Source organism: Flavobacterium sp. UMI-01, from assembly GCF_019656315.1.
In the GTDB taxonomy this organism is placed as follows: Bacteria; Bacteroidota; Bacteroidia; order Flavobacteriales; family Flavobacteriaceae; genus Flavobacterium.
Window position 1 is genome coordinate 121,311 of sequence record NZ_BPLU01000035.1, and the last position, 17,799, is coordinate 139,109.

The 17,799-nt window shown below is 33.8% G+C and carries 10 protein-coding genes; all 10 read right to left on the bottom strand.

Annotated elements, in window-relative coordinates:
- Positions 1-26: 26 nt before the first annotated feature.
- Complete coding sequence (locus K5R64_RS10745; protein ID WP_220763383.1) at positions 27-896, bottom strand: family 16 glycosylhydrolase; 870 nt, start codon at positions 894-896, stop codon at positions 27-29.
- A 277-nt stretch (positions 897-1,173) separates the two neighbouring features.
- A complete protein-coding gene (locus K5R64_RS10750; RefSeq protein WP_255580348.1) occupies positions 1,174-3,975 on the bottom strand; it encodes a sugar-binding domain-containing protein in 2,802 nt (933 codons plus the stop codon).
- Positions 3,976-4,002: 27 nt separating this feature from the next.
- Complete coding sequence (locus K5R64_RS10755; RefSeq protein ID WP_220763385.1) at positions 4,003-5,880, bottom strand: sulfatase; 1,878 nt, start codon at positions 5,878-5,880, stop codon at positions 4,003-4,005.
- An 11-nt stretch (positions 5,881-5,891) separates the two neighbouring features.
- Positions 5,892-7,400: a sulfatase-like hydrolase/transferase gene (locus tag K5R64_RS10760; RefSeq protein WP_220763386.1), complete on the bottom strand. Its 1,509-nt coding sequence runs from the start codon at positions 7,398-7,400 to the stop codon at positions 5,892-5,894.
- A 57-nt stretch (positions 7,401-7,457) separates the two neighbouring features.
- On the bottom strand, positions 7,458-10,763 hold the full coding sequence (locus K5R64_RS10765; RefSeq protein ID WP_220763388.1) for a DUF5107 domain-containing protein: 3,306 nt from the start codon (positions 10,761-10,763) through the stop codon (positions 7,458-7,460).
- A gap of 99 nt (positions 10,764-10,862) precedes the next feature.
- Positions 10,863-11,588 carry an SGNH/GDSL hydrolase family protein gene (locus tag K5R64_RS10770; protein ID WP_220763390.1) on the bottom strand — a complete coding sequence of 242 codons (726 nt, stop codon included), beginning with the start codon at positions 11,586-11,588 and terminating at the stop codon, positions 10,863-10,865.
- 1 nt (position 11,589) lies between these two features.
- On the bottom strand, positions 11,590-12,996 hold the full coding sequence (locus K5R64_RS10775; RefSeq protein WP_220763392.1) for a sugar porter family MFS transporter: 1,407 nt from the start codon (positions 12,994-12,996) through the stop codon (positions 11,590-11,592).
- A gap of 36 nt (positions 12,997-13,032) precedes the next feature.
- Positions 13,033-14,637, bottom strand: a complete 1,605-nt coding sequence (locus tag K5R64_RS10780; RefSeq protein WP_220763394.1) for a sulfatase — start codon at positions 14,635-14,637, stop codon at positions 13,033-13,035.
- An 8-nt stretch (positions 14,638-14,645) separates the two neighbouring features.
- On the bottom strand, positions 14,646-16,190 hold the full coding sequence (locus K5R64_RS10785; RefSeq protein ID WP_255580349.1) for a glycoside hydrolase: 1,545 nt from the start codon (positions 16,188-16,190) through the stop codon (positions 14,646-14,648).
- A gap of 145 nt (positions 16,191-16,335) precedes the next feature.
- On the bottom strand, positions 16,336-17,754 hold the full coding sequence (locus K5R64_RS10790; RefSeq protein WP_220763398.1) for a hypothetical protein: 1,419 nt from the start codon (positions 17,752-17,754) through the stop codon (positions 16,336-16,338).
- Positions 17,755-17,799 lie beyond the last annotated feature (45 nt).

Sequence of the window (17,799 nt, forward strand, 5' to 3'; positions counted from 1 at the left end):
ATAGACATTACTATTCTACTGCACTACTATTTCATTTTCCACACTCTAATATAATCTACTTTTGATTCTGTAAATGACCCTATAGCTCTTGAAGTAAAATCTGCAACACCTCCAAAACTAGCTCCTGTAGATAACCACAAAAATTCCTCAACTTGGGGTACCCAGATACCTTCATAGCGTGTCATGAATTTACCATCGTAATAAATTTCAAGTTTATCTTCATTCCACAATAAACCATATGTATGGTAACCATTGTGTATGCCTGGGGTGTCATACCTTTTGGTATTCGCTTTTTTTGCGGCTCCATAACCATCTATATGAACCACACTTTTAGTAAAATCACCAATCCACGCCGATTCAAAAACATCTATTTCAGCCCCATCAGCCCCAGTTCCATTTACATTACCCATATTGTCACCTTGAAGCCAAAGTGCTGTATGTGTACCAAACATAGTTTCGGCAATTTCAATCCTAGCTTCAATGTATCCGTATTTGAATTCAAATAAATTATTGCTATAAATGGATCCACAATGTAATGTATTAGCATTAACCTTAATGCTCTTGAGTACTAAATTTCCATTTTTATAACTAACGTTCTCTGGTTTCCAAAACCATTGAGAAATTCCTATTTCAGCTCTAGGTGCCCGACTTTGTTGAGAATTATTTTTCTCCCATTTACTAGCATCAAAGTAATCAAAGTCATCATTAAATATTAACTGCCAATTACTCGTATTTACAGTGTTTAACAATGGCTTTACGCCAACTGAAGGGTTGCTGCCCGAATTTATTACCTCATCATCTGGTGAACTTCTATTATTTTCACTACAAGAGCCAAAAATAAAAGCTACCAATAGATACGTGATGAATAACATTTTGTTTACAAAAGAATTTTTCATTTTTATCTTGATTTAGGAATTAATAGGCGAGTCAACCCTAACTGAATTAGATTTTGACGATATTTTTTTGTTCTGTCAAGCTTTAATTTTGGAAAAACGACTAATAAAAATCATGTTTCTTACACCAGGCTGATGAAGAATTTTAATTTAAAACGTCATTGGAAGAGCGGAACAAAACGAGCAGCTTTTATCATTGTATTGCACAAAAGACTTCCAATGACGTTTCAATAATTATATTTAACAGGTATTTAGGAGATGATAATCAATTGAAACAGCATTAATTTTCCTTGTAAATATCTTTAGCTGAAAAATTCCCTTGTTTTTTATCTGCTTTTATTTTTTTTAAATCCTCTATTGAAATTGTTTTTGTAGGATTAAATGAAGTACCACTCATATACTGCAACAAACTATATCGCAATTGTCTTGCTACAGGTCTATCATCTAATTTTGAAGTCAAATCCATAGAAGAAAAAATTAGTTTCCCATTCTCAACTTTTGCTTCAAAAACGGTTGCTAAATGATGATTGGTCACAAAATTGTCAATAACACGAACGATAGGAGTAACATCTAATGAGTCAGTGATGACAGATTTTGATTGAATACACAAATCCCACCATTGCCAATCAGTATGTGTATCAGTTGGAAAATTTTGTAAAGCTGGATGTTTTTTATCCACTAACAATCCCATAGTAGCGGGTTGATTAGGAAAATGAACGGGACTCCAAAATACAGGTACAAATCGACCGTCTATTCCTTTTAGTGTTTTATAATCAGGATTCAACAACACTTTTTTGCCTTGATTAAGAGCTACCGCAGCTTCTTCTATTGATGAGGTAACAACCACATCATTAGCAGTTGTAGCAACAACATTAGGATACACCCAAATAGACCAATTGTTTTTATACTTTGTTCCCTTTAGACTCACTGTTAATGTTAATCTTTTTGCAGTTGTTGTTGTTACCGGATATTCAATGGCACCTATATTTACATTATTTCCAATCGTCAAACTAACACCGTCCACATTCCCTTTTTTTATAACTGTACCTGCATCATCCGTTAGTGTCCAATCAATAGTTTGATTTTTTTTCTCTTCAAAAAAGTTAGTCACTTCTATTGAAGCGGTAAATCTTTCTCCTGATTTATAAACCGCTTTTTCAAAACGAACAAGCGGCACAAGCTCGCTATTGAATTGTCTAAATTCTTCCGCTGAAATGATTCCTTTTGATTCCCAAAATGCGTTTAATAAACCAACTAATGCGGTTCCTTGTCCAGGAAAATCTTGAAGTTGTAACAACTGAAAACCATCAAAACTCGGTGTTTTCAAAGCGCGTTCTATTTCCTCTTTATATAATAACGCTGCTAGTTTTCCCGAATTATACGTAAAATCTTTAGCTGAACCAATTAAGCCTTTCTTTTCTAATTCTCTCTTCACGGCAATAAAATTAAGAGGTTCTAAAATACCCTTGTATTTTGAAATTTCACTCATATCAGGGTAAACAGAATATTGTCCTATTTCATGTGATACCAAAGGGATTTTTACATGCTCACTTGTTGCTGTGTAATCAGCATTGAAATGAGGCGATTTATCATTAAAAATACCTTGTCCTCTAACCCAACCTTTGTCTGTCCATTGTGTAATAAAGAACTCATCCTGAGATTCAGGACGTGTTCCCATAGGTTTTTGAAATGAAAAAGAAGTAGTCGCATACATGTGTCGGTTGTCTTGTTTTTTTAAATCTTCAACCATGGTATTTAATACTGCTGCATCGCCTTCTAATTCATTTCCCATTGTCATAAAAAGGAAAGAAGGGTGATTTCCATAATCACGAATTATTTTATTAGCTTCTGCTTTTAAATACTGAGTTGTTTTATCCTCTTGACCAACTTTCAAACTCCACTGAGGCAGTTCTACTTGACAATAAATTCCGGCTTCATCTGCTGCTTCAAATGCTGCTTTTGGAGGACACCAAGAATGAAAACGCAAATGATTCAAACCATAAGCTTTTGCTTGAGAAATTAGCTTTGCCCACTCTTTTTTCTCCATTGGCGGATGTCCTGTTAATGGAAAAATCACACATTCTAAATTACCTCGTAGAAAAATTCGTTTTCCGTTTAATGTCAAATCTCCATTTTTATTACTGACTTCCTTATAGCCAAATCGAGCTTTAGAACTTCCTGTATTTGAAACAATTTCGACATCATAAAGAGCAGGATTAAACTCATCCCAAAACGCAAGGTTTTTTGGCCTATCAATTTCAATACTAATTGAGTTGTTGTTTTCTATTAAGGCTTGTATTTTTTCATTAAATATAACTTCACCTTTTATGTCTCTAATGATACAATTCACTTTGTTATCACTAAATTTAGATTGACTAAAAGTAATTTTTAACTTATTATCCTTTACATTAGGATAAACCTGTATATTGTTAGGCGTATTTTTATCTGAAACATTTATAGATAAATCACCTAGAATACCATTCCATTTTATTTGAGTATGATTCGTATAAGCATGTGCCATATCTTGATTTACAGGATCTGGGTATTTTGTTCCAGCTACATTTATCAATGGGAATTGGTTCGAGTTATCAATACAAACAGTCAATAGATGCTTTCCTGGAGTTAAATGCGTTGTTAAATCATACACATGATTCCCAATTAGACTATTAGCTTTACCTACAAGTTTACCATCAATATATACAGCAGACTCCCAAATAATTCTTTCTAGATTCAATTTCACAACATTCCCTTTCCATGAGGTTGGAATATCAATCTCTCTCTGATACCATGCTTTCCCTATATATTGATGCTTTCTAGCCAAGTTAGACATCACATAATTATTGATAGCTGGCTCTAAATTGTTTGGCTTTCCAATACCTGCATCATCCAAAGTTCCCGGTAAATTTATTTTAGTCCCCATAAACTTTTTAGCAGCCCAATTACTACTCTCTCCCGTATTTGTAGAATCTAATTTGACCTGCCACTTTCCAGACAAATCTATTTGATCTATATTAATAGTTGAACAGGCACTTGTTAAGACCAGTGCAAAGAATACAACTGCAGGTTGAAAAAATTTCATCATTTTTATGTTAGTTTAATACTTTTGATTTTATATTTCTTTTCTAATTTTTTGACTTTCCAAAAAATCATCACACGCACTCTTAATGTGATAATTAAGGTTTGGTGTTTCTAACAATTTGGAAACAGTAGTCTCAAATGGTGTCCTATCTTTAAAATAAAGTGCGTAATTTATACTCATTAAAGACAGAGTCCAGTCTTCATTTTTGCAAAATTTGTTTAATATCTTTGCAGCATTTTTTTTATTAAACTTTTCATATAAAATAGCTGCGACAGTTATAGATACTGGGGGATAATCATCATGAAGCGCTTTATTCAAATCTTTTTTATAGGCTTGTAAAAGTGCTTTATCTTGTGACATTAAACCTATACTTGCCCAATAGCGAACGATTTTATCTTGATGTTGAAGGTATTTAATTTGAGTTTTTACAAATTCTTCTCCTTTTTTACCTGACAGGGTTGCTACTTTATATATTTCGTCAAAACTATAATTGGTTTCATCCATACGATATTCGTAGGGTGTTTGTGTTTTTGAAATTTTCACTATTTCATATTCTGGCATAAACAAGATGTCTTTGGCTTTTATAAGCTCACTATCCATATAGCGCCTCATGTTTTCTAAAACAGATTTGTATTTTGGGTTCTCCCCTAAGTTCTTGGTTTCCCAAACATCATTTTCTATATCATACAACACCTCTAAAGGACGTTCATTAAAAATACGCGATTGCAATGCGTTAAGTTTATTATGTTTTAAGTCGTTACGCATATGCTTTGTGATATCAGCAATTTCTAGATAATTAATGTATCGTACTTCTGGAATGAATGGCATAAAATTCCTAGAATACACATATTTCCCGTCGGTTACACTTCTTACCAAATCTAATCCATTATCTACCCTATCAGTAGAAAGCAACCGATATTTCTTTTTGTTTCCCCTCGATTGACCTAAAAACGGTGTGCCTTTCATATAATCTGGTACTTTCCCACCCAATAAATTTATGATGGTTGGTCCCAAATCTTCAAAAGTTATTAACTCATCAGACACACTAGCGGTTCCCCAAGGAGAAAGGTGCTTCCATTTTTCTGGAAACCAAATTATAAAAGGAACGCGATATCCTAAACCAATCCCATTAGTCTTAGCTCTAGGAATACCTTCCCCGTGATCTGCATAAAAGAAAATAATGGTATTGTCTCGTAACTTATCCTCTTCAAGCTTTGTTAGTAATTTACCAATTTTATTATCAGTAAGTTTTATCGAATTATAGACTCTCGCAAATTGTTTTCGCATTTCGGGAGTGTCATTATAAAAAGGTGGCATTTCAAAAGCGTCATCTGCTATTCTGTCTTCTTTTGGAAGCTGATTCCAAACATATTTTTCATACTGCTCAAAAGTCCAAGACATAGTTCTTGATTGATGAGAATCATCAAAATTAAATACTGAAAAAAATGGTTGTTTTTCCCCTCGTCCGTCCCAACTCGCTTTTTTAGAACATTCATCCCAAGCTTCTTTTATAAAATCTTTTTCGTTAGCAATATTATAGTCTGTTTTGGGATTATTAGAAGTATAATAACCTAGTTTTTTTAAATAATAGGGAAAACCTTTTATATAATTAGGTATTGGATATTGACTTCTTTGATGGCCAGTACCCATTGTGTAAGTTTTTGCCCCAGTAATAATAGTAGACCTACTTGCTGCACATACCGTTCCAGTTGAAAAAGCATTGGTAAAACGTATACCTTCTTTTGCGAGTTTATCAATAATAGGTGTGCTGGCTTTTTTATTACCGTAACAACCTATAAATTGTGGCGAAGTATCTTCAATTGTTATCCATAGAATGTTAGGTCTGTCTTGTGCAGAAACTAAATTTAATGAAAACAAAATGTAAAATAAACAGATATAACGCTTCATACAATTGTACTTTACTTTTTTAAAATTTTAATCATTTCCTTTTCCATTTTTGCAACTATATCAGGATGTTCATTATAAACATTATGACTTTCAGATGGGTCATTATCTAAATTGAATAATTGCACTTCTTTTCTAAATCCAGGATCAACAAATTTGTCACTGATCCATTTGGGAACTTGTTGGTCTTTTGGTTGTACATACTTCCAATTACCCATTCTTAATCCAAATGTATAAGACTCTTCCAGTAAAAAATCACGTCCTTTTTCTGTTTTACCTAACCATGTATTAATAAGATTTTTACTGTCGGGAGCCGCTCCTTTTACTGGTTTTTGATTTACTAAATCGGCTAATGAAGCATACAAATCAATTTGTGAAATTAACGCTGAACTTGTTCCTGGCTTTACCTTTTTTGGCCAATGCACTATAGTAGGCATGCGTGTACCTGCTTCATAAACGGAATATTTAGTCCCTCTATATGGTCCACCAGGCTTATGAGTTCCCAATAACTCTGTAGCATAATCTAAATAACCATCGTCTAATATAGGGCCGTTATCACTCGTAAATACGATTAAAGTATTATGGAGAAGATTTACTTTCTTTAATTGTTCTGTAATTTGACCTACGCACCAGTCCATTTGTGCAATGACATCTCCTCGAGGTCCCATCGTACTGCTTTCAACAAATTTTATATTAGCGACCCTTGGTTGATGTATATCATGTAGTGAAAAATATAAAAAGAATTTATCTTCTTTATTTTCTTCAATAAACGCATTTGCTTTTTTGGTAAGTACAAAAGGGAAATCCTCATCTACCCATAAAGCTTTTTTACCACCATCCATAAAACCTATACGGCTAATTCCATTGATAATAGCTCCTTGATGATAGGGGTCTGTATGCATTTTTAATAACTCAGGATGTTCTCTACCTATTGGGTAGCCATCAATTCTTGTTCCGTAACTAACCGTAATGGGATCCGATAAATCCAAGCCAACCACTTCTTGATTTTCTAAAAAAATACAAGGCGTTCTATCTCCTGTTGCTGGAATTAAAAAACTATAATCAAACCCCACTTCTTTAGGTCCAGGACTGACTCTTTTGTTCCAATCAATTTTCCCTCTGCCAAGTCCTAAATGCCATTTTCCTACAACGCCCGTTGTGTAACCCGCTTTTTGTAACAAAGCAGGAAGTGTTTCTTTGTTTGTATCAATGATTAAAGGGGCATCACCTTCTAATATAGCTGCATTATTTCTAAAAGCGTATTCACCTGTTAAAAGCGAATAGCGTGATGGAGTACAGGTTGAGGCACTACTATGAGCATCGGTAAAATTCAAACCATTATTCGCTAAATAGTCAACATTTGGCGTTTTAACTCCAATCGCCCCATTGACACCTATATCTCCATAACCTAAATCATCGACATAAATGATAATTATATTGGGATCGCCTTTTTGAGCAATCCCAATATAATGAGCCGTAAGTGTTAGTATTAACAACAGAAATTTTGCTATTTTATTTATCATTATCATCTGTTTTTAAGCTTTCTATCAAATTAATCCAAACAGCTTATTGTTCTTTGTTTAACTATTAATGAAACTTCCTTCAAAATTAGCATGAATATGTGCCGGTAAATGAAAACACATACTTGTAACCGAATTGAAAGTTCTAACAGCTTCCTCTTGTTTCCCCAATCCAAGTTGTCCTAATCCTATCAAATAATTACAATGTATTTGATTGATTACGTTCAAATCTTCTTCCCAAATTAATAAATCTGGAAGCGAAATCGCAAAATAATCAAGCTTCACCTCATCATTCATATGCGATTGACCGTAGTTCAATAGATTTTCAAAACGGGTATTGGCTTCTTCGGTTCTACCTAATTTTTGCAATGCTAATCCTTGATAAAATATCTTATCGGGTTGTTGATCATTGTAAAAAATAGCTGGGCTTGGATCGCTAAGACCTTCAGATGCTTTTTCAAAATAACCCTTTGCTATTTCTTCATTTCCTAAACCTTGATAAGCACAACCCAACCAATAATGGATGTCATTTTCTTGAGTACCATATAATTTACCTTCGCCTAAATTATGAGGGTAAACTTGTGCTTGCTCTAAGTAGTCAATGGCCTTTTGATAGTTTCCTTCACCAATATATTTTTTAGCTAATTCTACCTGAATAGTTAAATATTGGAAAGGTACTTTGCCTTCACCACCTTCCCAAGGGTGAAATTGACGTTGTTCTAATAACGATTTAGCTTTTTCAAAATCACCTTTTATGTTATACAATGCAATACGCTCCAAGTATAAATCATCTCTTTGAATCGTTAGGTCGATGTTTTTTTCTAAAAGTGTCAGACGTTCATCAGCAGAAACATTTATTTTTTTGTACAACTGGTCTAGTTCCATTAACAAACGTGCATCAGTTGCATCCAGTTCAAAAGCTTTTTCTAAATGCTTTCTTGCCAAGTCTTTTTGATTGGTTTTATTATAATACAGTAAAGCCAAATTACGATGTACAATTGCAAAAGAATCATCTAGTGCAACAGACATTTCCATACACTCTTGTGCTTCCTTGTATTGTTTTGAGGCGTACCAAAAGTTTCCTAAATAGTAGAACGCTTTGGCATCTGTTGGATTGGCTTTGCAAGCTGCTTGCAGTGCTAATACTTCTTCAATTTTATTTGGAAAACAATACGTATCTGGCATTTGAGATGCTTTTTTGTAGCATTCCAGAGCTTGTGCTGCCTCTCCTTTTTGGTCAAAATACCAACCCATAAAATAATTTACCATTGGATATACCTGAGATTTGCCGTCAGTATGCACTTTTAATATTGAAATTGCTTCCTCATATTGTCCAGCCATAGCATAATCTAAAGAAAATTCGATATAATTATGAGCGTAATCTCTAATTAATTCTTTGAAGCAATCTAAATCTTCTTGTTTATTAGATATTATAAAACGCTCATATAGAACACCAAAATTAAATTTATCAATAGCCAAAGATTCCTCAATAAGTTTATTAGCTTCTTCTAATTTTCCAAGTTTTCTAAGGATAATCACTTTTAAATGTCTTCCTTTATGATTATGCCAGTTTTTAATTAAGGCACGGTCTATCAAATCTAAGGCTTTGGTCAAGTCATCCCTTAGACAATCAATTTGTGCTAAGTTAAAATAACCTGCATCTTGCCATTGTGCGTTCCAACAAGCTTTAAAAATATTAGCATAAGCTTCGTCTTTTTTACCTAAAAAACTCAATGCTAATCCTTTATTAAAATAAGGCTCGCCATCATAAGGGTTAGGATTATGTCTGGTAAGTGTGTCAATAGCTTTATCAAAATATTCTACTGCTGTTTCCAGTTGTGCTTTTCTTAAGTTTAACAATCCCATAGCATTATTGCATCTTACATCACCAGGTGCTCTACGCAATCCTTCTTCATAATAATCAATAGGACTAAAAGTAGCGTGCCTGTATTGTTCTAAGTGCAAACCTTGTAAATACAACGCCTCAACAGAATCAATAGCCTTTGGTTCTTTAGCTGCTTTTGCTGGCTCTGGAATTTCAGCATCTGCTTTTGTATCAGGTGCCCATGCAACCAATACATTTCCTGATTTATCCGTAACAGATACTTTTAAATCTTTAAATTCAGAGCCATTTAATGCAACCGACTTTTCAAAGCCGTGTTCTGGTGATAAATTGACAACTTCTTCCAATAGCACACCAGTTTTGCCTTTCAAAGAAACAATAGCGCTGTTATATTCGGATGTAACATACACTTTTACCAAAGCTTTGCCATCAATAATTTCCAAATTTACTAAAGCTTCCTTAGTTGCATTTTTCACCACGCCTACATTATAGTATGGCATGAAATATTGTTTAAAGCTTTTTTCTTCATAAGGATGCATCCAAGAAAAATCAGGTTGATTATCTGTATAAACACCACACATCAGCTCAATGTATGGCCCGTCTTCATCCGTCAAGTTTCTATCCCAAGCTTGTCCAAAATCTCCATTCCCCCAAGTCCATTGTTTTTTTCCAGGCGATACATTATGATCGGCAATATGAAGCAAACCCCCTTTAGAATCATTTTCATATCCACCAACAAAATCATATTCTGACGTAATAGCCATATAACTAGTAGGTACTGGAATATTTTTATAATTCGAAATATCCGTTCCTGGCGAGTAATCCACTTTATAGTACTCTCCCTTAGCTATTGGAAATTCAGAAACATCACGTTTCCCATGATCGAAAACGGCATGTACATCGGGAGGAAACACTGATTGGTAATGATCGTTTACGGCTACCGCAGGATTTGCCCACCAAAGAAAAGTTTGTGGATGTGGTGTTCTATTATACAATTGTGCTTTAATTTCTAAATAAGCTTTATCTGGATATAATGTAAATCCGGCCATTCCTTTGGTACGGAACATACGCTCTACTTCACTCACCCAAACAGTTACACTACCATCTTCGTTTTCTTCAATAGTGAAATCTGTTGGATCATAGGTACTTGGTCTGTGATGTTGTGGCCAGTTAAATTCAATTCCACCTGAAATCCAAGGTCCTGTCAAACCTACCAAAGCTGGTTTTATAACTTGATTATAGTAAACAAAATGACGTTCTCTGATTTTGTCGTAAGCCATTTGGATTCTTCCTCCTAATGCTGGTAAAACCATAATTTTGATATAATCATTTTCGATAAAAATAGCATCCCATTCTTTATCTACTTTGGTATCACTCATGGTTTCAATTACAGGATGTGGATAAACAGCTCCACAACTTGCTTGATAAACACGTTTATCTAAAAAAACAGGATACTTTTCAGGTTTCCCAACTTCATAAGTAGGAATAATTACTTTCTCTTTCCAAGCTTTTACAGTCTTCATATTCATATTTTTAAATCTGTTTTCAACAACAGATAATTATTTTTCACTTACTATTTTTGTTTTCTTAAGAGCGCTCTTTATTAGATTATAATTTATAAATCAATATTTGAAATATTCATAAATTGAATTGGCAACAAATTGATGACCTTTTTGATTAATGTGATTATTCTGTGCCATAAAGGCTGGTAGTGGTTGTGTTTTAGCTAAAGATTTGAAATACGAATAACTATCCACTAATCCCAGATTATATTTTTTAGCTAAAGATCTAATTTGCTGACTATGCTTTTCTAACGGAGCATCATCAGAGGTTATATCTTCTTTTAAATCGGGTGTTGGTGTCAGTAAAATGACTTTTGTACCGTATTCTAAAGCCTCTTGGATCATTTGTTCCCAAGCAATCAAAGCACGTTCTAAGCCGATACTTCGATCATTAAGCGCATAATCTATAAAAAGTACATCTGGTTTATAAATTAACACCTCTTTTTTGAATCGTTTAGCACCTTGCTCCGACTGTTCCCCGCCAATTGAAGTTGTTATTATATTAACCACAGAATAAGGATAATTATCATTTAATAACTTCAATGTCAAAAAAGGATAGGCATTCAAACGGTCTGTTACTCCATTAGTTAAATAACCAGTAGGTACTGAATGACCATGAAAAACTAAATTCTTAGTACTGTTTTTGGGCCATTTTACTTTTAACTCCTGTTTTAAAGAATCTAGATAGCTTTCAGGACTAGCAATTTGTTGGGCACTAGCATAACTAAAACCAATCAATAACAACAAATAACTAAACATTCTTATTTTTAATAAATTGAATACCATATTACTTTGTATTTATGTCAATTAACTCCCTCTCGATTTCTTCTAAGCTTTTACCTTTAGTTTCTGGTAATTTTCTTTTTATGAAAAGATAACCTAAGACACAGATGAAGCTGTATACCCAAAATGTCCCAGAAGCTCCTAATAAATCATTTAAAATTGGGAATGTAAAGGTGAGTATAAAAGAAGCAATCCATAATGAAAATGTAGCTATAGACATCGCTACACCACGCAATCTATTAGGAAATATTTCAGATAAAACAACCCAAGTGATGGGAGCCAATGACATGGCATAGATGCTAATTGCAATGATAACTAGGAGTAGGACAGGCCAACCTGTGAATTCAAAATAATACGCTCCTCCTAAAATCGAATATACAAGAGCCAATCCCATAGAACCAAATAGCATTAACTTTCTTCGACCCCAACTATCAACCGTACGCATGGCAACAAAAGTGAATATTAGATTAACACTTCCTGTAATCACGATATTAAATAACATATCACCTACATTATACCCAGCAGCTGTAAATATTTCTTCGGCATAATTAAAAATGATGTTAATTCCGCACCATTGTTGAAAAATGGCTAATACAATTCCAATAAAAAGTATGGGTTTAACTTTTGGACTTTTGAAATCTGAATAACTAATTTTTTGATTAACATTTTCATTAAGTGTCAATTTGATGTTCTTCAATTCAGTTTCTGCATAAGCTTTTCCTCCAATTTTAGACAAAACTTTATAAGCCGCTTCATCATTATTAATTTTCATCAAAAACCTTGGACTCTTAGGTACAATAAACATCAAGAAGAAAAAGGCCAAAGCAGGCACTAATTCAGCCCAAAACATCCATCTCCACCCCATTTGTCCGTTCCAAGAGCTCAACATCATCTCAGCCGTGCTGGAAGCAGGAATTGCTTCTGCTATATAATAGTTTGCTATTTGAGCTGCTAAAATTCCAATAACAATGGTAAGCTGATTGATGGCAACAAACTGACCTCTATATTTAGCGGGAGCAATTTCGGCAATATACATTGGTGATAATGTTGATGCTAACCCAATTCCTAAACCACCAATTAATCTATAAATAATAAAGGGCGTAAAAGTGTCAACATAGCCAGTTCCAAAAGCCGAAAGAGAAAAGAATACGGCAGCTAAAATCAAAGGGTTTTTTCTACCAAAACGGTCCGATACAAAACCGGAAATCACAGCTCCAAAAATACAACCTACTAGAGCACTACTCATTGCCCATCCTTGTAAAGCAGGAAGGCTACTGATTCCAAAGAAAAGTTCATAGAATGGCTTAGCTCCTCCTATAACAACCCAATCGTATCCGAATAAAAATCCTCCCATAGCAGAAACCAGTGCTAAAAAGAGTAGGTAAGTGAAATTAAATTTAGTAGTATCCATATGGTTTTTAGGTTAGTGTATTTATTTGAAAAAATATTAATCTTTGGTTGTTTTACTATCCCACCAATTAGCATTGGGTTGGAAATCTTTACTTAAAAAATCTTTGCGTTGTTTCTCTAAATCAGAACGCATTTTTGTTTTCCTGTTTTCATATTGTTTTTTTGATAAAGCATCATCATATTTAGAATTCTGGACAGGGATTTTTGCTTTTGTTTCAGTTAAAAAATTATCTAACTCTTTTCTAAGTTGTGTAGCAACAGTCACATTACTTTTGGAAACTTCATTTTTCTCGCCCATATCTTTATGCAAATTATAAAGCTCGTCGTGTCCATCCTCCCAATAATGAATTAATTTCCATTCCCCTCTTCTAATAATACTTACAGGTTCGCCACCTTGATTTCCATAATGTGGATAATGCCAAAACAAAGCTCTTTCATTTACCGATTTTCCTTTTAATAAAGGTGCTAAACTTATACCATCAATTTTCTGTGTTGGTTTGATTTTTACCCCTGTTAGATCTAATAATGTTGGATAAAAATCCACCCCTGATACAGGATATTCAATCTTTTTGGGACCATTTTTTAACTGAGGTACTTTCATCAGATATGGTTCTCTAATTCCGCCTTCCCATTGATATCCCTTACCACCTCTTAAAGGTAAGTTTGAAGTTGAAAAAGCATCACCACTGGCAACACCACCATTGTCAGAAGTAAATACAATGATGGTATTTTCATCTAAATGAAGTTCTTTTAATTTATCCAAAACCAAACCTACCGCATCATCCATACTTTCTACTAGCCCAGCATAAACAGGATTATCTTGTACCACTCTAATAGGTAAAACACGTTCCATTTCAAAACCTGAATTAGGGATGCCTTGCGCTTCGGCTTTATTTCTATACTTATTCCATTTTTGCTCGGTTGTTTCAATTGGACCGTGAACTGCATAAAATGATAAATAGGCAAAAAATGGCTTGTCTTTATTTTCTGTTATGAAATCAACTGTTTCTTGAGCTAATCTCATTGTTAAGTTTTCACCTTCATATTTGTATTTTAATTTCGGATTATCCCAAGGTGCATAATAGCCTCCTTTAGGACTGCCTACTTCCCATCCTCCAATGTTAATATCAAAACCATTATTTTCAGGTGTAGAAGGTTCGTCACCTAAATGCCATTTACCAGCAAAAAAAGTCTTGTAACCACCCGCTTTCATTGCTTCAGCGATAGTAATGTCTTCAGTTAGAATTGTGTGAACATATTCTGAGGGCAGAATTTTAGTATTGTTTCTTTTAGCCCATTTTTCTCCAGTCTCTGCGCCAATCCAGTCTGTAATACCATGATTTACTGTAAACTGACCTGTTAATATACTTGCTCTAGAAGGACTACACACCTGGCATGCGGCATAGCCTTGAGTAAATTCTACTCCTTCATTTGCTATACGGTCTATATTAGGAGTTTCATAATATTTACTACCTGCATAACTTAAGTCATTCACTCCTAAATCATCAGCCAAAATAAAAATGACATTTGGCTTTTTACTTTTTTCAGTTTTAACTATTGCTTCTTTGTTTTTACAACCATTTATAAAAACAGTTGTAAAACAAAGACAACAAACTAAACTAACCACTCTATTTATTCTCATTTTATATTTTATTTTATTAATCGTCCTGTTAAGGTACTAATCGACCTTGCTTCAATACTGATATTATTTTTACTTATACTAGTTGCTTCTAGATTCTTGTCTTTTGAAGTAACAAATAGTTTATCTAATGTAACACCTGGAATTTCTAGCTCTTTATTTTCATCACTATAATTAATGGCTACTATTGAAACTTCTGAAGTTTTAGTATTCAGGTAGGCTGAAAGCATCAGATCCTTATATTGGTCTTTGAGTTCTTTATTACTACTAGACTTTATGTCTATACGAACCATATTAGGTTGTACAAATCTTGAAAAATTCCCCAAAGCCCATAACAATTTTGAATCGTGAAAATTTCCATCTTTCTTAAGCGATTCTTTGTTATACATATCGTTCTCGATTCCAGTATCTAAATAAATCAAACCATCTTTAAAATCAGCATCAGATATTGCTGTCCACCATTGCCAGGAACTTGCATTTGCCAGTGTTAAATCTGCGTGAATTACCCTAGCGACATACAGAGCAGTATCCATTCCTAAATCTCTTTTACCACCTCCGCCGATATCATCTGATTTCTCTAGAATACAAAATTCACTTTGCCAATATTCTAACTTAGGATGTTTTGCTAATTTATCATTTAGCTTTTGCCTAATAGCGATTAAACTGTCTACAGGCCAAGTAGTAAAATAACTATGCCCGGAAATTTTATTTTCTACATTTTTAAAAGACTTTTTTTGACTAAAAAAATAATCAATTTGATTCCCTCGTTCCGGTTTGTTGAAATTTGAATACAACCAACGCAAATCAGCTGCCTCAGCTAAAACTATTTTTGTATCAAGATTATTTTTTTCAATATGAGTATCCAACAATTGTGTGAGTTTTAGAATATTGTCATTGGTTGCAGGCGTACCTTCTTGTGTTTTTGTTTCCCAATCCCACTGTGGTTCATTTATAGGACTCAAATAGTCAAAAGACAATCCTTTAGATTTAAAATGCTTTAAAAACGCGACCATAAATGCAGCATAATCATCAAAATGTTCATCTTTTAGATTGATTTCTCCATCTTTATTCCCTACACCAAAGCCTTTACCGTTTTTTGACCATTGAACAGGAGCTGCAATTGAGAATGCTAAAAACTTTTCTACTCCATAGGATTTTGCTTTGTTTAAGAACCATTGTTGGCCTTGTTGTTTATTCCAATTATAATTACCAGTAGCATCTATAAAAGAATCCGCACGCCTCCATTCATTTTTAATCTCTGAACTATCTCCTTGTTCTGCAGTGCCAGCTCCAATATAAAAACGCCATAATGAAAGACCAATACCTTTAGGGTTTCCGTTTTTGTCAAGTTCTTTGCTAAATAATAATTCGGCTATCTTCTCTTTTTTACTATCTGGCCAATTTTTACCCACAAATTGGCATCGCCACGCATCTGAAGCACCAAAACCATCTATTGTTTGAAAAACCTTATTCCTATTTATTTCAACTTTTAATTTTTGTGCATTTACATTAACACCTATTAATAGAGAGATAATAAGAAAACTAAAAACATACACTATATTGGTCTTAAACACTTTCATTTTTTCTACACTCAAAGAAGCCTTTAATTGGCCTACTGTTCTAGTACAAATTTAGAGTTATAATGTCTTTTAAAAATAGACATAAAAACCATAAATATGGACAATAATACTTCACAACTGATTACTTAGCTTTTAACACTATTTTATAGATTTGATATTTACCTTCTTTATTTACATTAAAAACAACCTCATTATTCTTGTTTAATTTAGCCGTCACCTCTTCTGTAATATAGGAAGCTGCTTTATTCGTTTCATTGTAATCTGCTGGTACATATCTTTCAATCTTTTCAATTGAACCGATAGTGAAGTTTGCTACTTTAACAGCTGTTAGAGCCGCAGTTTCCTTTCCTCCTGTAACAAAAACCACCATTGTCTGTGCATCATTCAAAGCCGCTGCAATATGAAATTTATTTGAAATCGTTTTCAGTGCGAATCCTTTGTAGGATTTTGATAATTCTCCCATAATTTGCCCAACTGGAAACACAGTTGAAAAATTCCAATTAGTCAACCCTAAACCTGGAATAGAAGTATTAACTGGAGGCCAATATGCCGCTGCATTAGCATTAGACCTAGCATAAATCTGAATCATATCTGGAATAATATTAGCTGCTTCCATATATAATGCACGATCATTATAATCTCTAGAAGGCATCCACTCAGACAAATAGATAAATTTTTTGTTTGGATTAAAATTAGTAGCACAGGCTTTTATCCTTGACTCTAACTCGGACATATTGTGCGTATCAGTCTGATAACCCGCATAGGTGTGAAGTGCAACACCATCTATAACGTCATAAGCCGTAGTAAACTGTTGCTTCATTGTGGTAAATTCTTCAGGTTTAGTATAATCGCCATTTACCAATAACTTAAACTTATGGTTGGGATATTTTATATTTAGATGTGCTGCCAATGCCATGGCTATATTTGTATATTTAGTTAACTTTTCAGCTCTACTAACTCCTCCAGCCCATTGCAACCACCACTCATTTCCAATTTCAATTATTCCTGATTGTTCTAATCCAGCTTTTGTAATTGCTTTTTCAGCTGTTACTTTTAAAGTTTCCACAGCCGTATTAAACTGTGCAGATCCTACAGCCTTATCCATTGCTAAAGTGGTAGGAATCACAATCGAATAACTGTTAATATTAGATTTGAGTGTTTCAATAGATGCTCCTGCCACAGATGGTGCAGAATTCCAAGTTGGAGTAGTATTGGTATCCCAATCATAGTACTCAGACTCCCATCCCCCTGGATACCTTACTACCGTATAATTGATGCTTTTTAACATATTCGCAAAACCTGTAAAAGTTGAATTAGGAATTTGTTTCCAATCATTATTAACCCCAAAAATTTCAGGATTAATGGCTATTTTATCTGAAGCATCTACAGTTAAAACTACATCTGCAGTTGGTCCATTATCATTATTATCGAGATTATTATATTTAGGATCGTTAGGATCAGTCGGATCATTGTTAGTACATGACACAATTGAAAGCCCTATAATCATTAAAAAAACAATTTTTATTTTATTGATTTTCATTTTGTAAATATTTTATTATTAAACAAACTATATGTAATAATTTTA